Annotated in this window: 17 protein-coding genes; 16 read left to right on the top strand and 1 reads right to left on the bottom strand. The window is 38.6% G+C overall.

The annotated features are described in order from the left end of the window. Positions 1-321: 321 nt before the first annotated feature. The 8 genes from NSQ71_RS03695 (at position 322) to NSQ71_RS03730 (ending at position 6,991) form a co-directional block, all read left to right on the top strand. The gene (locus NSQ71_RS03695; RefSeq protein ID WP_340732931.1) at positions 322-1,005 is read left to right on the top strand and encodes a class I SAM-dependent methyltransferase; all 684 of its coding nucleotides are present in this window, start codon (positions 322-324) and stop codon (positions 1,003-1,005) included. Positions 1,006-1,122: 117 nt separating this feature from the next. Beyond that, the gene (locus NSQ71_RS03700) at positions 1,123-1,242 is read left to right on the top strand and encodes an NAD(P)H-binding protein (protein ID WP_327863534.1); all 120 of its coding nucleotides are present in this window, start codon (positions 1,123-1,125) and stop codon (positions 1,240-1,242) included. Between the two features lie 930 nt (positions 1,243-2,172). Then, positions 2,173-2,511, top strand: a complete 339-nt coding sequence (locus tag NSQ71_RS03705; RefSeq protein ID WP_063389226.1) for a L,D-transpeptidase — start codon at positions 2,173-2,175, stop codon at positions 2,509-2,511. A 145-nt stretch (positions 2,512-2,656) separates the two neighbouring features. Next, positions 2,657-3,196 (top strand): O-acetyl-ADP-ribose deacetylase, encoded by a 540-nt coding sequence (locus NSQ71_RS03710; RefSeq protein WP_066248832.1) that lies wholly within the window; start codon positions 2,657-2,659, stop codon positions 3,194-3,196. A 354-nt stretch (positions 3,197-3,550) separates the two neighbouring features. Further along, complete coding sequence (locus NSQ71_RS03715) at positions 3,551-4,261, top strand: AAA family ATPase (protein ID WP_339211014.1); 711 nt, start codon at positions 3,551-3,553, stop codon at positions 4,259-4,261. A gap of 92 nt (positions 4,262-4,353) precedes the next feature. Next, the gene (ybaK, locus tag NSQ71_RS03720; RefSeq protein WP_130158380.1) at positions 4,354-4,827 is read left to right on the top strand and encodes a Cys-tRNA(Pro) deacylase; all 474 of its coding nucleotides are present in this window, start codon (positions 4,354-4,356) and stop codon (positions 4,825-4,827) included. Positions 4,828-4,975: 148 nt separating this feature from the next. Next, the gene (locus tag NSQ71_RS03725; protein ID WP_063389222.1) at positions 4,976-5,266 is read left to right on the top strand and encodes a phasin family protein; all 291 of its coding nucleotides are present in this window, start codon (positions 4,976-4,978) and stop codon (positions 5,264-5,266) included. Between the two features lie 45 nt (positions 5,267-5,311). Next, positions 5,312-6,991: an ABC1 kinase family protein gene (locus tag NSQ71_RS03730; RefSeq protein WP_130158382.1), complete on the top strand. Its 1,680-nt coding sequence runs from the start codon at positions 5,312-5,314 to the stop codon at positions 6,989-6,991. 223 nt (positions 6,992-7,214) lie between these two features. Here the strand turns inward: NSQ71_RS03730 and NSQ71_RS03735 are convergent, their stop codons facing one another. Continuing rightward, entirely contained in the window at positions 7,215-8,021 is an 807-nt protein-coding gene (locus tag NSQ71_RS03735) for a glycosyltransferase family 8 protein (protein ID WP_066248838.1), read from the bottom strand. 201 nt (positions 8,022-8,222) lie between these two features. Between NSQ71_RS03735 and NSQ71_RS03740 the strand changes: the two genes are divergently transcribed. The 8 genes from NSQ71_RS03740 (at position 8,223) to NSQ71_RS03775 (ending at position 19,062) form a co-directional block, all read left to right on the top strand. After that, a complete protein-coding gene (locus tag NSQ71_RS03740) occupies positions 8,223-10,442 on the top strand; it encodes a helix-turn-helix domain-containing protein (protein WP_130158384.1) in 2,220 nt (739 codons plus the stop codon). 142 nt (positions 10,443-10,584) lie between these two features. Then, complete coding sequence (locus NSQ71_RS03745) at positions 10,585-11,439, top strand: 3-hydroxyacyl-CoA dehydrogenase family protein (protein ID WP_063389218.1); 855 nt, start codon at positions 10,585-10,587, stop codon at positions 11,437-11,439. A 22-nt stretch (positions 11,440-11,461) separates the two neighbouring features. Next, a complete protein-coding gene (locus tag NSQ71_RS03750) occupies positions 11,462-12,241 on the top strand; it encodes an enoyl-CoA hydratase/isomerase family protein (RefSeq protein ID WP_340732941.1) in 780 nt (259 codons plus the stop codon). A 159-nt stretch (positions 12,242-12,400) separates the two neighbouring features. Beyond that, positions 12,401-13,954 carry a class I adenylate-forming enzyme family protein gene (locus tag NSQ71_RS03755; protein ID WP_130158388.1) on the top strand — a complete coding sequence of 518 codons (1,554 nt, stop codon included), beginning with the start codon at positions 12,401-12,403 and terminating at the stop codon, positions 13,952-13,954. A gap of 807 nt (positions 13,955-14,761) precedes the next feature. Next, on the top strand, positions 14,762-16,480 hold the full coding sequence (locus NSQ71_RS03760; protein ID WP_340732944.1) for an acyl-CoA dehydrogenase family protein: 1,719 nt from the start codon (positions 14,762-14,764) through the stop codon (positions 16,478-16,480). Positions 16,481-16,798: 318 nt separating this feature from the next. After that, positions 16,799-17,146 carry a hypothetical protein gene (locus tag NSQ71_RS03765; protein ID WP_327873895.1) on the top strand — a complete coding sequence of 116 codons (348 nt, stop codon included), beginning with the start codon at positions 16,799-16,801 and terminating at the stop codon, positions 17,144-17,146. 86 nt (positions 17,147-17,232) lie between these two features. Next, positions 17,233-18,456 (top strand): FAD-dependent oxidoreductase, encoded by a 1,224-nt coding sequence (locus tag NSQ71_RS03770; RefSeq protein WP_063389213.1) that lies wholly within the window; start codon positions 17,233-17,235, stop codon positions 18,454-18,456. Positions 18,457-18,489: 33 nt separating this feature from the next. Beyond that, complete coding sequence (locus NSQ71_RS03775) at positions 18,490-19,062, top strand: hypothetical protein (RefSeq protein ID WP_340732950.1); 573 nt, start codon at positions 18,490-18,492, stop codon at positions 19,060-19,062. Positions 19,063-19,089 lie beyond the last annotated feature (27 nt).

Below are 19,089 nucleotides of genomic sequence, written 5' to 3' on the forward strand. Positions count from 1 at the left end.
CTTGAGTAAAAAATGGATGAATTTTTGGTCACCGCTGCCTTTATCGTACTTTTTAGCTATAATGAACTCTCCTTTTTATTTAGAAAAATGCTGGAAAGCTATTCGGCATTACTACTAATGTCATGATCACCGTTTTTTCCTGTGAAAATTTTTACGCACGAACAGCTTCATTTGCGGCTTCCATCAGCGCTTGCCCCGAAGAGGGTTAAAATTTATAATGCCGCCTTCATAATTTTTTTTGGCTCAGCAAGCATTTCTTGTTGATTGTCAATCCTAACTTCTCGTCCATTCATGTATCTTAATACAAATGAGGTGTAAACATTGGAGACATTTAATTGGCATAAAGAAGCAGAAAAAAACTGGGATGAGCGGGCCGATTTTTGGAATCAAAGCAGTGAGGAAAGGTGGGAGCATGGCAACCGTAAAACGATTGTTCCTTTTATTTTAAAGCATATACCGAAAGGAAGTTATATCGCTGATTTAGGCTGCGGGGACGGATACGGTTCGTTTAAGCTTCATGAAGCAGGCTATCGTGTTATTGGCATTGATTTCTCCAAGGAAATGATTGAAAAGGCGAAATCGAGAGGAGAGAACGAGCATTTGCAATTTCTTCAAGGGGATTTAACGAAATTGCCGTTTCCTGATGAAACATTTTCAGGAGCAATGGCGATTAACTCGATTGAGTGGATAGAGAAGCCGCTGGAAGCTTTGAATGAAATGAGGCGAGTGTTAAAAAACGGTCATCTCCTTTGTGTAGGGCTGCTCGGTCCGACCGCTGCTCCGCGAATGAACAGCTATCGCCGATTATATGGAGAGCCAGTGATTTGCAATACAATGATGCCATGGGAGTTTGAAAAATTAGCGAAGGAAAACGGCTGGGAAATAGTTGATGGAGAAGGAGTTTATAAAAGCAGAGTCACTGAGAAACTAGTTGCCTCACTTTCAACGGAGTTAAAGCAGGCATTAACCTTCATGTGGTTATTCATGCTTCGTAAAGCTGAATAGCAAATGGGGACTTATTTTGTTGTAGTTGTTTAAAAAGAAACGAAAACAATATTTTACACATTCTTTAAAAAATGTCCTAGGGGAAGATTCATTGGAACATTCTGATAGAATTCAATCATGGGCGGGACAGGAAAAGTAGGTCGTTACATTGCCAAAAAAGCGTTAGAAAGCGGCTGCCAAGTTCGTATGCTTGTTAGAAATCCAGATAAATTAGCATATCGTGATGACAGAATTTAGCTTATTAGGGGAGATGTTCAAAATATAAATTTTATTCGAATTCTCCTCAAAGACTGTAATATTGTTATAAATACCTTTGGACAGTCGGTAAAGGCTTTGCCGTTATATAGCAGTGTACCGAATAATGTCCTTGCGGTAATGCATGAATTTGGAATTAAAAGATACTAAGGGGTTACAGGTGCGGTCCCAACTATAAAAGGTGACAACAAGAAACTAATAAATAGAATAGGTGCAAAAATGCTTGAACTCTTATTTCCTAAGATAATGACAGACAAACTTAAAGAACTAAACATTCTCGCAAATAGTGAGATTGACTGGACGCTTGTACGCTTACTATTTGTTGTTTAGGGGTCAGAAACGGGCAATATAAAGGAAAGCTTAACGGATATGCCGGGAATAAAAATTTCGAATGCTGATATAGCAAGATTTATTATTGATCAGATTCATGAAAAGAAGCCTTTTATTTCAAGCTGACTAAAAGCTATATGCGGGGAAGAAGCCATTTTTTTATAAAGCCATGAGTTATTTTGCTACTCGCTAATGATTGAAAATAATTTTTGGAATTCACTGTTTATTATAGAAAACTCACTGTCCACGCCATCCAAAATGAAACATGTTATATCGAAGCTTCAAGTACTACATGATAATGATAATAATCAATCCTTTTTGGTAGGCCCCTCTTTTAAAGTCCATGTTCAAAAAATGGATGCGGACCACACATATACAAAAATTTATTCATTCTGTCTGGTATGAAAAAATGGAAGTGATGCTTAAGCGGCGATTCAGGTCGTACCGTTCATCAAGCAACAAATTAAGAAACTAGAAAACAGATAAAAACGTAAAAATAATGATAAGGTTTAAGCCTTTGGCTTTCATGTTGTCACACTAGTTTCCGCCCTCCCATATTGTGCAGGTAGGAGGGTGAGAAGCATGCCAAATTATCGGATCATCGTTGACATTTCGGATCGCAAACTTTTTCTGTTGGATGGAAACAAAGTGATTAGGGGGTACCCAGTAGGAATAGGAAAAATTGTCACCGCGACGCCGATTGGTCGTTTTAAGATTGTCAATAAAGCTCCGAACCCAGGAGGGCCTTATGGTGTCTTATGGATGGGATTGTCGAAAAAACATTACGGCATTCATGGAACAAATGACCCTTCTTCGATCGGGAAAAGGGTGTCCAAAGGCTGCATTCGCATGCACAATCACGATATCATTGAATTGTCCAAATTCGTTCGGATCGGCACGATAGTTGATATAAGGCAATAAATAACAGCGACAACTAGCATCACAAGGTTTAGAGTATTGTTTAATAGGTTTTCCGTCAACTTGGACAGCTCTTGTTATATGTCATGATAGGAGCTGTCTGCCAGAAATAACATATTCAAATTTGCAAAAACGGAGGTTGATATTAATGAAAATCGTTATTAACGATACTGAATTGGAGGTAATAAAAGGCGATATTACAAAGTGTACTGTTGACGCGATTGTTAATGCGGCTAACAACGGACTTTTGGGAGGCGGGGGTGTCGACGGCGCGATCCATAGAGCAGGCGGGCCGGAGATTATGGAGGAATGCAAAAAGATCAGGGAAAGAACAGGAGGATGTCCGACCGGGGAAGCAGTTATTACTACTGCAGGAAATTTGCCCGCCAAATACGTTATTCATACTGTCGGACCAATATGGAAGGGAGGAGCCTATCAAGAAAGGGAGCTGCTAAGAAATTGCTACATAAACTCCTTAAAGCTTGCGGAAGAGCATTTCGTGAAAACGATCGCATTTCCAAATATCAGTACTGGTGTTTATCGTTTTCCAAAGCATGAAGCGGCCCAAATTGCTTTAGAGACCGTTAAGGAGTGTATTCAAAATCAATTCATCCGAAGCATTCAATCAATATTGTTCGTTTGTTTTGATGACGAAAATTATCATATTTACAAGACGATGATCAGATAGGAAAAAACTCTTTTTTCGAATCAATGTCCACAATACAAAAAGCATTTATTCGTTGGCGAGCTTTAATAGTAAACAATAAGTTTTTGCGACATATTTATCAAAAACTAAGAAAATATGCAGCGTTGAGACGAAAATATCCATCGCCCGTTTCGTTTATAATGAAACTTTTTCAATGAATGCAGAAATTTGGAAGTCGGAATACAACATTTGATGATTTTCAAAGCGATCAACTTCAAAGGTCGCAATATTCCAAAAAATTTTTTCCATAAAACATCAAGCAATCGGCAGTTGTTTATTTTATGTGAAATGTGCACAGTGAATATGAAAATACGAACGACTTTGGAGATGAATTCAATGTATTTGAAAAGCCTCGAAATTTTAAGAAATAAAGAAATTGATTTAAATAGCTACCCGTTTTCGATTCCTGCAATAAAAAATTTAAAATCCATTTCGTTTCGTTCCAATATTACTTTTTTTGTCGGGGAAAACGGTTCCGGAAAATCAACGCTCCTTGAGGCAATAGCTTATCAGTGTGGCTTTAATACAGCCGGAGGAGGCAAAAACAATAATTTTCATGTAGATGCTTCCGATGCGGCCCTTGGGGAATACATACGGCTGTCATGGATGCCAAAAGTGACGAACGGGTTTTTTTTGCGAGCTGAGACCTTTTATCATTTTGCGTCGTATCTCGATACAATTCCTGAAAGTCTCCCTTATTATGGAGGCCGTTCTCTTCACAAACAGTCGCACGGGGAAGCTTTTCTCTCACTTTTAACAAATCGTTTTGGAAAAAAAGCGATCTATCTGTTGGATGAGCCTGAAGCAGCACTTTCACCTGCTAGACAGCTGACTTTATTAAGGATCATAAAAGATTTGGAAAACGATGCGCAGTTTATTATTTCTACTCATTCTCCCATTTTACTCGGCTATCCAAATGCCCAAATCTTAAATTTTGATGAACATCCGCTAAAGGAAGTAAAATATGAAGAAACTATGCATTATATTATTACTAGGCGGTTTCTCGAAAATAGAAAAAAGGTGTTAAGTGAACTGTTTAACGATTGAGACACAACAGCCTGTGTTGGGGATGCCGTCCATTTATATTTTTCATCACATCACTCATCCTAAAATATTCTGCTTTTGGAGAGGTATAAACAATGAACACAAAAACAAACGCAATGCGAATTCTTGATAAAGAAAAAATACATTACAACGTGATTACTTACGATGTCCAAAAGGGGAAGGTTGATGGGATTTCTGTTGCACAAATGATTGGCAGAAGCCCTGAATCAGTATATAAAACATTAGTTGCTAAGAGCAGCGCCGGCAACATTTATGTATTTGTCATCCCTGTTGAGGCAGAATTAGATTTAAAAAAAGCTGCGAAAATAACAGGAGAGAAAAAAATCGAAATGCTGCCAGTAAAAGATTTACAAAAATGGACAGGCTATATCCGCGGAGGCTGTTCGCCGATCGGCATGAAGAAACATTACCCGACGATTATCGATTCAACTGCATTGGAACACGAGCATATTATTGTCAGCGGGGGCAAAATCGGCGTGCAAATGGAGCTCAGCGTCAAAGATTTGCAGCAAGTAACAGAAGCGAAGCTGGAAGATGTGACGAAATAACAAAAATAGCCGAATTTTATAAGATGTGGCTGTTGTTTTACACTTCGAAAAGAAAGTGAAGGAATTTTACTGAATAAAATAGAAGATTAAGGTGATAACAAGGATAAAGCCTCGTGTTGAAATTCGAAAGAAATGGAGGGCAAGCATAATGGATTTATTCAAAAAGGGATTGGCGTTCGGACTTGGTTTAGCTGTAGCAAGCAAAGAACAAGTGAAAAAATTTGTAGATGAACTCGTGAAAAAAGGCGAGATATCGATTGAAGAATCAAAAGAAGTTTTTAACCAGCTAATCAAGCGCGGTGAAGAAGAAAAAACTGAACTGCAGCGTCTTGTTCGAGAGCAAGTGGCTCAGGTGATCAACAAACTAGATATAGCAACGAAGGAGGATATCCGAGAACTGGAAGAAAAGATTCGCAAATTGGAAAAGGAAGATGAGTAAAAGAGGACCTGTTAAAAGGTCCTTTGTTGTTGAGGAGGCGGTAAAGTGGTTGGAAAAAGGATGCGGCATATTGGCCGTTATCGGGATATCGCGTCTGCTTTAATTCGCAATGGATTTGGATTCGTCGTAGAGGAAATGGGTATTTCGCAATTTCTTTCTTTGCCGCAAAAAGCTTTTTTTGGCAGAAAAACTGAGCATCATTCCAAAACGATAGGTGAACGGGTAAGGCTTGTATTGGAAGAATTAGGCCCGACATTTATAAAATTAGGTCAAATTGCGAGCACCCGTCCTGATTTGCTGCCGGAGGAGATTATTAGTGAATTGGAAAAATTGCAGGATCGAGTTCCGCCTTTTTCTTTTGATGAGGTGCGTGAGATTGTTCAATCAGAATTGGGCGGTGAAATAGAAAAAATTTTTCGGCACTTTGATCATGCTCCGTTAGCTGCTGCTTCAATAGGACAAGTTCATCAAGCCGTTTTGCATTCGGGTGAAAAAGTGGCTATAAAAATTCAACGCCCTCATATTTCGAATGTGATTGAAACGGACTTAGAAATTCTTCAAGATTTAGCGGTATTAGCGGAGCATAGGCTAAAATGGGCTGCAAAGTATCAGGTCAGGGACATGATTGAAGAGTTTTCAAAGGCTCTTCGTGCTGAGCTCGATTATACCATTGAAGCCCGAAATGCAGACAAATTTTCTAAACAGAGTGCAAATGAACAAGCTGTCTACATTCCGAAAGTGTTTTGGGAGTACTCGACGAAAAGAGTATTAACAATGGAATATGTAGAAGGAATTAAACTAAATGAGATTGAAAAACTAAAAACAAATGGATACCATTTGGATCATATTACAGAAATTTTATCAAAAGAAATTTTCCGGCAAATATTTATGGATGGTTTTTTTCATGCCGATCCCCATCCTGGAAATGTCATCATTAAGCAGGGCGGAATCATTGCCTTCATTGATTTCGGAATGACCGGCCGGCTTACATCGGACATGAAGCATCATTTCTCATCATTAGTGATTTCTTTAATGAGACAGAGTACGGATGGCGTCATGAAAGCCATTTTGCGCATGGGCATCGTTCCTGAAGATATCGATTTAAAGCAATTGAGAGCGGACATCGAAGATTTACGGGAAAAGTATTACGGTGTTCCGTTACACCAAGTCAGCATCGGTGAAGCTGTGAACGACCTTTTTCGAGCAGCTTTCAAACATTCCATCAAAATCCCTTCTGATTTAACACTATTAGGAAAAACGCTTTTGACGGTTGAAGGCGTGGTCGAAAAATTGAATCCAGATTTTAGAATTATCGATGTTGCTGAGCCTTTTGGTCGCCGGCTGGCAAAGGAGCGCTTGCATCCGAAGTATATCGCTGAAAATGCATGGAAACACGTAACAGATTATACAGAACTGCTAATGGATTTTCCAGCTTATGTAGCAGAGATCGCTTCTTTAATGAAGCGGGGCAGACTCCGCCATGAGATCACGATTCCGGAATTAGATCTTTTTCTGAAAAAACTTGACCGCATCAGCAATCGGTTATCGTTCAGCATCGTGTTATTGGCATTCAGTATTATTATGGTAGGGATTATTATTGGTTCTTCAATGGGAAGGCAATCAACACTGCTTTGGAAAATTCCAGCGATTGAAATCGGTTTTGGCGTAGCAACGCTCATGTTTTTGTGGCTGTTATTTTCCATTTTTAAGTCAGGACGGTTTTAGTCAAAAAAGAGCCGTCCAGAAAGTCAAATCCCCATTGAAAACAAAAATCATTAACGTCGATATTTCAACGTTTTCTAAAACATTAATTCATATCTCCAAAAGAATTTAAAAAAGTACTTGACTGAATGTAAGAAAGGGGTGTCAATAAGCCGAAAAAACGACTTATTAGACAAGCCCCTTTTATTAAAGCGGAGATGTGATGATAAATGTTTTTTGCCGCTCTTTATAGTATTTCGTACTTTTTATAAAAAGCTCCCAGCTCTCCTTTATAGTTTTTTTGCCAAGGCTTGTCTTTCCCGCAATAATGAATAAAAACAGTATTCTCTTTTATCCACTCCATCCCATGCTTTGCATTTGGAAGCAATTTAATAATTTCATAATATCTTGCATCATAATTGTATCGATAACAATCAACAGGTTTAATTTTATCCCAGTATAGAGCATTGAGCACATCTTGATCAGGAAGGACAAGCTTTAAACGGTTTTCATTAATAAATGCATATATATCTTCCAATTTTACTTCTTTTCGAATCCGTTCCAAATTCATAAGCAAAACGCCTGTATTAAAATATCCTTTCGCATTCGGGGTTTTAAGCCTTAATTTATTAAAAAGGTTGGCAACTTTTGTAGAGTGTGTATGTTCAGAAGCAATAAACAAGCAATTTTCAAAATCACTATAGTAAAAATCTTTGATGGGATTGATTACAACGATGTCGGGATCAAGGTACAGAATTCGGTCCAAATCGTCTGGCAAAAATTGATGGGAAGCTAATCGATAATACATTTCTGATGTATAATGGCGAAAAACGGGTGCATCTTCAAAGAGCTTAGGGTCTACGTATATTGGATATAAACTTTGGTTATGACGTTTTACAAATTGATCCAATTCGTGTAAATCTTGATCGGAAATATTTGAATACATGATATATATCGAAAATTTTTCTTCAATATTATTTTGGAATAATGAATTTAACATAACTTTCAGCGGGGGAATATAATTTGAATTCAGTGTGACAAGAATATTGATCATTTGTACCATCCTCGCAAAAGATCGTAGCAAAATTTTTAAAAGCGTGGATAAAGCCACAGCTATTTAACAAATTACCATCAACGTTTTCATTTTTCAAATAAAATTTGTACGCAGCATTTGTTTTTGTTTAAATTGAATTATAGCATGTTTTTCATTTTTTGAAATATTGACACAAGCTTCTTCAAAAAGGAGGAGTCCTCTTTGACAGAATCAAAACGGGAAAAATTAATGAGAAAGATTGAAAATCATTTGCGAAAAACGGCTAGACATCTAGTGAAAATTGATACGGAGGAAGAGGCATTGCAATTTTTGGCTGATTCCTTCCGCTCCCAGTTTTCATGTGATTTTGTCGGCATCATTTTACAAGAGGGAGAGGAGCTGAGTTTGAAAGTTTGGAGCGGAGATTTGCAGAAAATAACGGAATCCTTTCCGCTGCAGGTTCAAAACTGTTCGCCGAATCTCCTTCACCAAAGCTTAACATATGATAAAGCAGAGCAAGCAGGCGACTGTCAGTTTACCAATTTAATGAAAAAAGAAAAAGTAAAAACGTGGTTTACAGTTCCTCTCAAAGACGATATGAGCAGCTTGGGCTTTTGCATTATTGCCTATCTTGACTACGTACCTCTGTTGGATATGAAGGCACATTTTGATGAATTCGGCAAAGATGTAGCTGTTGCAATTGCAATGGCAAAACAAAAAGAAGCACAAATTAAAAAAATCGAAGGGATCGAGTGGATCAGCAAAAATTTGTCGCTTGATGTGCCGCTTGAAAAAAATATTGAAACACTTGTGGAACGCGCCGGAAAAGGAACTAATGCAAGGATGGCTTGTATTTATTTATATAACGAAAAAGAAAATCATTTTATTTTTCAGCCTCCATCCTATGGTCCATTTGAAAAACCGGAACGGATTAATATTGAAACAAATTATGTTTTAAAGGAATACTTTCCGTTTTTGGATACTCCAGGCGGGTCTGAACTGACCGTTCCATTAATATTTGATTTGAAAACAATCGGTGTGCTTCATGTAGAAGAGAAACAAAAGGGAGTTTTTAATGAAGATGATTTGGAGATATTAAAGCTGCTTTCCAATCATATTGCCGCTATTTTGGAAAATGCCCGTTTATATAAAAACGAAAAGGAGCATAAAGAACGTCTTTACTTTCTGCTTGATTATCAGCACGCCCTCGTGAAAGAAACAGTTGAACATGACAATTTTGACGGTATTACGTCTGCTTTAAGAAGTCTTTTTTCCAAATCCGTCCTTTTGTTCGACCGTTTTATGAGGCCGATTTCTTGTTCCTTCCATCATTATGATTTATCAAATAAAGATGTAGAAAGGCTGATGGGCAGCGGAAATAAAGAGAGATTGATAGAAAACGGAAGGAAACTCCACATCCAATTGGATGACGGGGAAGAGCTTCATTTCCGGCTGTGGAAGGTGAACGGCGGAGGAAATTTGCTTGGGTTTTTGGCTGTCGAAATTGGCGAAAATGACATGGATGAATTTGATCAGCTGACAATTGATTTGGCAAGAAATATTTGTTCGATCCAATTTATCAAGCAGAAGCTTGTTTTGGATACAAAAGAGCAGGTAAAGGATAGTTTTGTCAGCAAATTGCTTGTGGAACGTATAGAGGATCAAGAGCGGATTTTACAATATGCGAATTTATTCCAATGGAACTTATTTCATCAGCACCGATTAGCGGTGTTGTCGATTTTATTAGATGAGAAGGAAACGGAAAACAGTAATTTGCTTGTTCAACAATCTAAAAAAACATTGATTTGGGACCAGTTGAAAACACAAATTTCCCGTTTCAGCAAAGAAATTATCATGGCGACAAACGATGGAAACTATATATTGATTGTTCCGGTAAAAGAAGAAGGCAAGCATCCAAAAAACTATTGGAAAGTATTTTATAGAAATATAAAAAATTGGGTTCGAGAAGGCAATATTGAATGCCAAGTATTCATGGGGATCGGCGGTAAAACTGAAAATTTAAATGATTATTATATTAGCTATCAGCAGGCTATCCAAGCTTTGAATGTCGTGTTTCACAGGTTTCGCCACAAAGGGTTTGCTTTGTTTGAGGAATTGGGTGCTTACACTATTTTACATCATTTAGATAATAAAGAAGCGGTGGAATTTTTCATCAAAAGGCATCTTGAACCGTTATTGAATTATTCGGAAGGGAAAAGTATGGATTTATTCCATACGCTGCGAGCGTTCCTTTATAACAACGGAAATATTAAAAATTCGGCAGAAGAGCTGTTTATTCATCGAAGCTCCCTTCTTTATCGTCTTGAAAAGATTGAATCGCTGCTGGAAATTGATTTAAATGATGCTGATCATCGATTTAATATGATGATGGCTTATAAGCTTTATGACCTGTATTATTCAAAAACAACTGAAAGAATATAAAAGCGCCACAGCGTTTTTTCCACAAAATTGTTGATAGAAGAGAAGCTTTTTCCGTATTTTGTAGGTGTTTATTTCATTTTATATTTTCTATAATAATTTACAGAATATTAATAAAGTTATGTTTTTAAAAGGAGTTGTGACTATGACGATATCTAAAGTCGGGGTAGTTGGAGCAGGCTCGATGGGAAGCGGCATCGCCAATTTGGCCGCCATTTCAGGATTTCAAGTTATCTTGCATGATGTCGAACAAAAATTTCTTGATAACGGCTTATCAAGAATAAATAAATTTATGGAAAAAAGCGTTGCAAAAGGAAAAATGACCGAAGAGCAAAAAAAGGAAGTTTTGGAACGAATTCAAGTTACGACAAATTTGGAGGATTTTAAACAGGCTGATATTGTGATTGAAGCTGTTATAGAAGATTTGGAAGTAAAAAAAAGCGTTTTCGCGAAATTGGATCAAATTACATCTGACCATGTGATTTTGGCAACAAATACTTCTTCCATGTCCATAACAGAGATTGCGTCTGCAACGAACAGGCCGGAACGCGTCGCAGGAATGCATTTCTTCAATCCTGCGCAGATCATGAAATTAGTGGAAGTTGTTCGAGGATATAAAACAAGCGATGAAACAGTAGTAGAACTGAAGGAATTTGCGAAAAAGCTGAATAAAGAGCCGGTGGAAGTGAAAAAAGACACTCCAGGATTTATTGTCAACCGTATTATGATTCCGCAATTTATTGAAGCGATTAAGCTGCTCGAAGAAGGGGTAGCTACAGCGGAAGATATTGATAAAGCGGTTACGCTCGGGCTGAACTATCCTATGGGGCCGTTCACACTTCAAGATTTTGCCGGTGTTGATATCGGCTACTACGTAATGGAATATATGAAAAATGAGTTTAATGATAACCGCTTCGCACCTCCAATGCTTCTAAAGCAATTAGTAAGAGCAGGAAGACTTGGAAGGAAAACAGGAGCCGGTTTTTACGACTATGACTAATCATGAGAATGGGGGACTGAAGATGAGCTTGGAATTTTTAACATGCGATATTGAACAGCATGTAGCAGTTGTCACCATCAACCGCCCGCCTGTCAACCCGCTGAATTCAAAAGTATTTAAAGAGCTTGTAACCATTTTTAACGAGCTGGAAGAAAACAGCCAAGTAAGAGTCATTATTTTAACAGGCAGCGGTGAAAAAGCATTTGTTGCCGGAGCAGATATTAACGAAATGGCTGATCTCAATCTTGTTGGCATGATGAATATGAACCGTGTGTCAAGGGAAGCTTTTTCAAAAATTGAAAACGCATCCAAACCTGTCATTGCTGCCATTAACGGTCTTGCTTTAGGCGGAGGCTTAGAGCTTGCATTGGCTTGTGACCTGCGGATTTGCTCGGAAAAAGCTAAATTTGCTTTCCCTGAAGTCGGTCTTGGCATTATTCCTGGCGGCGGAGGCACCCAGCGTCTGCAAAAAATTGTCGGTCAAGGCATTGCTAAAGAATTACTTTATTTTGGCGACATGTTTGATGCTAACAGAGCGTTGGAGCTTCATATAGTGAACAAAGTTGTACCTGGCGAAGAACTGCTGGCAACTGCCAAACAATGGGCAGAAAAGCTAGCCCAAAAACCGCCTGTAGCTCTTCGTATGCTGAAAATAGCTGTCAATGCTGGCAGCAATGCTGATCTGGAAACAGGATTGACCCTTGAAGCATCTAGTTTTGCCAATGCCTTTTCAACTGAAGATCGAAAAGAAGGATTGAAAGCGTTTGTAGAAAAGCGCAAGCCGGTTTACGTTGGAAAATAATAAAAGCGATACAACCGACTTCATGTTGAAAAGGTTATTTTATATAGAAAAAGTCATCGAACAAATCATGTATTTCACGAAGTGTCCGATATGAAATGACTCAGGATGCTTCGTGTCTTACATGTTTTGAATATTTGCGTAAGAGGAGATGGCGAAGCAATGAACAATTATTTGTTTTCGGTGTACGAGTTGGTAGAACATACGGTGAAAGCCTATAAAGATAAAGAAGTGCTCTATGACCTGAAAAACAGATTGACCTATGGCGAATTTTTTCAAGAAGCTAACCGGCTGGCTGCGGGTTTGAAAAAGCTGGGGATCAACAAGGGAGATCGAGTCGCTGTTTGCTTGCCAAACTGGAACGAAACAGCCGTTATTTTTGTAGCAGCGGCCAAAATAGGTGCAATTCTAGTTCCGTTTAATCCGAAGTATAAGCATCACGAAGTGGAATACATTCTCAAAAATTCGGAGCCAAAAGTGTTGTTTGTAACGGAACAGTTTGATGAAAACATTGGATTTAAGCAAGCGTTCCAAGTTGTAAAAACTTTGATTTCTGTTCGTTTTGAACATCCTGATCTATTATCCTATCAAGAAGTAGCGTCTTCCGCGTCAGAAGATGCTCCAGCTGAAAAGCTTGATGTCAACAACGATTTGTTTTGTTTATTGTATACATCAGGAACGACAGGCATTCCGAAAGGTGTAATGATTAGCCATCGCGCCATTGTTCAATCAGCTAATATTATGGCTAAAACGATTAGATGTACTGAAAAAGATGTGTTTATCGTTCCTGCTCCTTTATTCCATATTTTTGGAATGGCCGTCAATTTGTTTTGTGCGATCTCTTGCGGCGCAAGAATCATTTTGCAAGAGAAATATCATCCGAAGGAAACATTAAAATTAATTGAACAGGAAAAAGTGACGATCAAACAAGGAGTTCCCGCCATGTTTATAAAAGAATTAGAACAAGAAGATTTTGAAGATTATGACCTTTCTTCATTGCGAGCGGGTATTGTCGGGGCATCACCTATTCCACCAAACAAAGTGAAAGAAATTCGGGAGCGGATGGGAATAAACTTGTGCCAATCATACGGAATTACCGAAACAGGATCTGTTACTGCGACTGACTATGATGAACAGGATGAACGAGTGATATTGGAAACTGTAGGAAAACCGATCGAAGGTGTAAAGCTGAAAATTGTAGACGAAAATCGGCAGGAGCTCCCTCCAGGCGAAGTTGGTGAAATTGCCATCCACAGCTTTGGCACCATGAAAGGGTATTACAAAATGAAGGAACAAACAGAGCAGGTTTTGGATAAAGAAGGATGGTTTTATACGGGAGATCTCGGAGTGTTGGATGAAAAAGGAAACCTTCGTTTCGTCGGGCGAAAAAAAGAAATGATCATTCGTGGAGGCTTCAACATTTATCCGCAGGAAGTCGAGGCAGTTTTAACTAAACACCCTCAAGTTGTCGAAGCAGCTGTCATAGGCTTGCCTGATGAAGTAATGGGCGAATCAGTTTGTGCTGTTATAAAGCTGAAAAAAGGCGCAGCTTGCACAGAGGAAGAATTAAAAGAGTTTGTTAAAGCGCAAATGGCATCATACAAAGTTCCAAACAAAATTATTTTCACAGAAGATTTTCCTGTCACAGCGAGCGGTAAAATTCAAAAGGTAAGACTGAAAGACCAAGTGATGGAAAAATTTAATTTCAATGCGTAAATGGTTCGATGAAAAGAAGAGTTTAAGAACAGCTTATCGGCTGAAACATTGAAACTCCGGCGATGATTTGGAAAATATCGGGATATCTTATGAAGTAAGCATCAATTCCATATAATGTTTCCTGTTGGTTTCTTTACACTGCCGGCCGGCATTATTTATGTAACTCGTCGTAACGGACAGTTTTGCCATGGTATTGAAGTCATTCATGCGTTTGATGTTCATGTGCGATTTGGAAGCTGGTTTATTGACTGAATAATTGAGTTAGAATTTCCGAAAATTCAGATAAAATAACAATATCTCAAATCTATTATTTTTACTTCCAATCTTTTGAAATTTGAAAACGATTGCAAAAAATGTTCATAAGCGTTTGATGATTGTGCATGCTCATTTGATTTCATTTGCGAGATCCGGATTTTCTTAATCTTTTGGCGGCTCCCTGCTTCTATTCTTGTCTTTTTTCGATATTGCAGCAGCAATTACTTACCTTCCATATAATTTGTCGTCTCTTGATGAGCTTTTCAGCCGTTATTTCGGCTGACTCCGCCTCTTTTTTTGGACGCAAAGGAAAAGTGATGTATGATTTGGAATTTCCCGCTATTCTTTCGTGCCTTTAGCTTTTGTTCTTTCCATTATGTATGTGATGCCATTATGTTTTGCGCTTCCATTCAGCAAGCTTATACAGATGCCGGTGGTTATGGGGACTGTTTTCAGCTTATTGGTGCAAATGCACTTTTCTTGTTTTTGCTCTAATAACAGGTGAAGCAGCTTTGGGAGAAAATGAATGGTAAAAAACAGAGGTGTTATAAAATGGAACAATTTTCAAGCAACCCTTTTTTGAAAAAAGTGATTTCTTTAGATGATATATTTACACCGGAGAATTTTTCTGAAGAACATCGCATGATAGCTAGCACTGCATCAGCCTATGTGGAACAAGAAGTTTTGCCTGTTTTGCCGGAAATAGAAAAACAACAATTTGATCAATCGATTGAGCTCTTAAGAAAAGCAGGAGAATTAGGTCTATTAGGATCAGATGTGCCTGAAGAATACGGAGGGCTTGATTTAGACAAAATCAGCTCGGTTATCATCATGGAGGAAATTGGAAAGACGAGATCTTTTTCAACAACATTTGGAGGGCAAATTGGAATTGGCTCCCTTCCGATTGTGTATTATGGAACAGACGAACAAAAGGAAAAATATTTGCCTTACGTAGTTAGCGGCGAAAAAATTGGTGCGTATGCATTGACAGAACCGTCGGCAGGAACGGATGCCTTAAGTATCAAAACGTCAGCACGATTGTCTGATGACGGCAAATACTATTTAATTAATGGCGAAAAACAATTTATTACTAATGCATCTTTTGCAGATTTCTTTATTTTGTACGCGAAAGTGGACGGTGAGAAGTTCACCGCCTTTATTGTCGATAAAAACAGTGAAGGGATTACAATAGGACCGGAAGAAAAGAAAATGGGTTTAAAAGGCTCTTCAACAACACCGGTCATTTTGGAGGATGTAAAAGTTCCGGTTGAAAATGTATTAGGGGAAATTGGCAGGGGACATTTGATTGCGTTTAACATTTTGAATAACGGCCGCCATAAAATATCAGCGGCAAGCCTCGGCATGGCAAAAAGAGCATTGGAGCTCGCCGTTCAGCATGTAACAGAGCGGAAACAATTTAATCGGCTGCTGTCGCAATTTCCGTTAATTCAAGAAAAAATAGCCGACATAGCTGCAAAAATATTTACGATTGAAAGCATGGTATATCGTTCTGCCGGCGAGTTGGATCGGGGATATCAGTACTGTAAAGAAAATAATATTCCGTATAGAGATATTTTAAAGCAATTTGCAGTGGAAGCTTCGATCAACAAGGTGTTTGCCTCCGAAGCGCTGGATATCATTGTGGATGAAGCGCTGCAAATGCATGGCGGATACGGTTATATTTCCGAATATGAAGTGGAGCGCCTTTACCGCGATTCAAGGATTAACAGAATATTTGAAGGAACAAACGAGATTAACCGGATGATTATTGCCCAAACACTGCTGCAATCAAAAGCGGAATGGACGGATTTCAGAAAGCTGGATGAAGGTCCATCTGAAGAAATGGCGCAGGAGTGGGAGCTGCTGTCCAACTTGAGAAGGCTCGCGGGACAAGCGATGGAAATGATTTTACAGTCATCTGAAAATTATAAGGAAGAACAAGAAATTTTAGCATGGTTGGCAAATTTGGCTATTTCGATTTATGCAATTGAAAGCAATTTATTTCGAGTGGAAAAATTACTTGCAAATAAAGCTCAGAAAAAAATAAAAGAAAAGAAACTATTGGCAAAAATTTTCGCATATGAGGCATCTAGTAAAATTGTGTCGGAAATGTTCAAGTTCAGTGTGTTACACGATGAACAAATAAAGCAGCAAAAAGAAAAATTATTTAAAACGATTCAATCAAGCAACAATGATTTTGTTCATGATAAACGATTGATAGCATCTGCCGTTATATCTGCCGGAAATTATTCAGGCATTCACAAGCTATAATCGATTTTTTCTTACGTGGAAGTCCGATAAGTTCCAAAAATAATTCAAGTAGGGCTGTTCAGGAAGTCAATTCTCCATTGAAAACAAAAATCATAAGATCATATATAACGTTTCTAAAACATTTAAGGGGGCGTCATAAGCCGAAAAAACGACTTATTTGACAGCCCCCTTAATATATTTCGATTTTTGTTTGAAGGGGCTGTCCAAAAAGTCAGGGTTAACTGACTTTTTGGAGCCCCTTCATTTTAGGGACTTATCGGACAAATCATTTTTTCTATCTGTTTATATCCTTCAGATGTCTTATGAAGGACTTTTCTTATGCTCTCTTTTTTAATTACGTTCTCCAAACGTTTTATGACGAACATTCAGCACATACAATTGCTTCTTGTTGAACTTCATGACCTATATGAAGGACATTTACAAATTTTATTCGATTATTTTGTCCTTCACGGTAGTATTTCTCCCAAATCCTTCATTTTAGGAACTCATCGGACAGCCCCTTTCAGCATGTATGAGCTGATGCCGCAATCCCAAACTCAACATATACCTTATCGAGCTCCCGCAAAGAAAATCTGGCACCTTGCAGACGCGAGGGGCATTCAATTTAAAAAAATAGCAAAGGTATTTTATTTGTCCCGCATAGAGGAACAAATGAGTGACGAATAAAGAAAAAATGCCATTATAATAGAATCATAGTAAGCGTTTCCATCAATCAATCCATCCATTTCATTTATGTAAAGGAGAGATATGTCATGAGCAACAAGCGTACAGTTGTCGTTGTAGGCGCCGGTCCAGTTGGCCTTGTAGCAGGATTGGCACTCAAAAAAAGAGGAATTTCTTCTGTCGTGATTGAAGCAGAGCCGAAAGGGCGGCCAAGACCTGGAAGCCGAGCAATTTATATTCATAACGCAACGTTGAAGCTGCTTGAAAGCATTGATGAAGGACTTGGTTTTGAAATTGCGAGAAATGGTGTTGTCTGGCCGATAAAACGCACGATTTATAAAGGGAAAGAAGTGTACGTAAGAAATTACGGTGTGACGGATACTAGTGATCCGACAACGCTTCCGCCATTTACGTCATTACATCAAAATCATATTGAATCGATTATATATGATTATTGTGAAAAAGCCGGCGTTGAATTTGTATGGGATGCCCCTGTGAAAGAAGTGATTTCAGAAGAAGACGGCATTAAAGTGGTGACAGAAAAAGGGGATGTTTGGGAAGCGGAATATGTGATTGGTTGTGACGGCGCTCGTTCTGTCGTCCGTGAAACAGCAGGATTAAAATTTGAAGGGCCAAGAACAAAAGATACATTTCTTGTCGTTGATGTTGAAGAAGATGAAAACGATCCGCTGCCGCTTGAAAGGGTTTTCCACTATCAGCATCCGGCAATGGGCGGGCGGAATGTGATGTTTGTACCGTTCAAAGGCGGGTGGAGAATCGACCTTCAACTGCTGGAAGACGATAATCCAGATGAATATTCGGAAGTGGAAGGAGTAAAAAAATGGCTTCCGAAAGTTATGGATCCTAAATATGCAGAACGGATTACGTGGGTATCATCATACAGATTTCATCAAGTTGTCGCCAATTCATATACAGACGAAAAACGAAGAGTTTTGTTGGCCGGAGAAGCTGCCCACTTATTTGCACCATTTGGTGCTAGAGGGCTGAATTCGGGGGTTCCTGATGCTTTAATTGCAGTTAAAGGAATTGAAAAGGCTCTTGATGCTTCAAGCGAAGAGAAAAGACGCGAAGCGATTGAAAAAGCGGCAAATGAACGGAGAATTGCAGGCTTGTGGAATCGCAACAGCTCTTCGACTGCATTGCATCACCTGCAAGGAAATTCTCCAGAAATGAATTTAAAAAGGGAAATTGCTGCATCTTTAACAGCCATTGTGCCGAAATTAGGAAGATGGCTTGATGAAGGTCCTTATGGCCCGAAATTTGGTCCGCCTGAATTAACAACAAAATATTAATCGCTTTTGATTTTATATAAAGGGGTGGAAAACATGTCAATTACGCTCATTGAGAACCATGCTTCATATGATTTCAAGCATGAACGAGTCAATCAAATGGCGGATCGTCTGCTAAACATTAACTGGTACCAGCATGTCGGAACAATTCATGATGACGTCCAGAATAAAGCAGAAAAATTTTTGCAATCACTGAATATAGCAAATTGCGAAATTAAGTGGATTTCAAAAGATGAAATTGGAAATATATACGATACCATTCGGTTAACTAACAGCTCTTTATGGGAAGCATTGAAGGTGCTGCCTGACAGGCTGAAAGAGAAAATTGATCAATCCGGACAAGAGGAAATTTTGAACGAAATCGTCTATCACTTGCCGGAAGCTGTATTTCATGAAGTCTATAAAGGTGCCTTCAAAACATTTTCAGATGAATCATTCATTCGGTTTTTAGTTGGCCATGCCATGTACATCAGCGTGTTGGCATGCGCATGGGAATTGGTTGCAAATATAAACGAATGGGGAGAAAATCCATTTGCCTATTTAGTTGATATTTTAGAAATGGGACATATTCCATTAGGTTCAAACAACCAAACATTTTATATCATGTAGGGGTTCCATATGTGTGCGGCAGCCATA

The sequence above is a fragment of the Aeribacillus sp. FSL M8-0235 genome (genome assembly GCF_038000355.1).
Lineage (GTDB): Bacteria > Bacillota > Bacilli > Bacillales > Aeribacillaceae > Aeribacillus > Aeribacillus composti.

Excerpts from the sequence above, each read along its gene's own strand:
- NSQ71_RS03770 (WP_063389213.1), top strand. The coding sequence starts at position 17,233 with ATGAGCAACAAGCGTACAGTTGTCGTTGTAGGCGCCGGTCCAGTTGGC.
- NSQ71_RS03735 (WP_066248838.1), bottom strand. The coding sequence starts at position 8,021 with ATGATCAATATTCTTGTCACACTGAATTCAAATTATATTCCCCCGCTG.
- NSQ71_RS03775 (WP_340732950.1), top strand. The coding sequence starts at position 18,490 with ATGTCAATTACGCTCATTGAGAACCATGCTTCATATGATTTCAAGCAT.
- ybaK (WP_130158380.1), top strand. The coding sequence starts at position 4,354 with ATGAACACAAAAACAAACGCAATGCGAATTCTTGATAAAGAAAAAATA.
- NSQ71_RS03745 (WP_063389218.1), top strand. The coding sequence starts at position 10,585 with ATGACGATATCTAAAGTCGGGGTAGTTGGAGCAGGCTCGATGGGAAGC.
- NSQ71_RS03705 (WP_063389226.1), top strand. The coding sequence starts at position 2,173 with ATGCCAAATTATCGGATCATCGTTGACATTTCGGATCGCAAACTTTTT.
- NSQ71_RS03700 (WP_327863534.1), top strand. The coding sequence starts at position 1,123 with ATGGGCGGGACAGGAAAAGTAGGTCGTTACATTGCCAAAAAAGCGTTA.
- NSQ71_RS03765 (WP_327873895.1), top strand. The coding sequence starts at position 16,799 with ATGCTCTCTTTTTTAATTACGTTCTCCAAACGTTTTATGACGAACATT.
- NSQ71_RS03755 (WP_130158388.1), top strand. The coding sequence starts at position 12,401 with ATGAACAATTATTTGTTTTCGGTGTACGAGTTGGTAGAACATACGGTG.
- NSQ71_RS03710 (WP_066248832.1), top strand. The coding sequence starts at position 2,657 with ATGAAAATCGTTATTAACGATACTGAATTGGAGGTAATAAAAGGCGAT.
- NSQ71_RS03750 (WP_340732941.1), top strand. The coding sequence starts at position 11,462 with ATGAGCTTGGAATTTTTAACATGCGATATTGAACAGCATGTAGCAGTT.
- NSQ71_RS03715 (WP_339211014.1), top strand. The coding sequence starts at position 3,551 with ATGTATTTGAAAAGCCTCGAAATTTTAAGAAATAAAGAAATTGATTTA.
- NSQ71_RS03725 (WP_063389222.1), top strand. The coding sequence starts at position 4,976 with ATGGATTTATTCAAAAAGGGATTGGCGTTCGGACTTGGTTTAGCTGTA.
- NSQ71_RS03760 (WP_340732944.1), top strand. The coding sequence starts at position 14,762 with ATGGAACAATTTTCAAGCAACCCTTTTTTGAAAAAAGTGATTTCTTTA.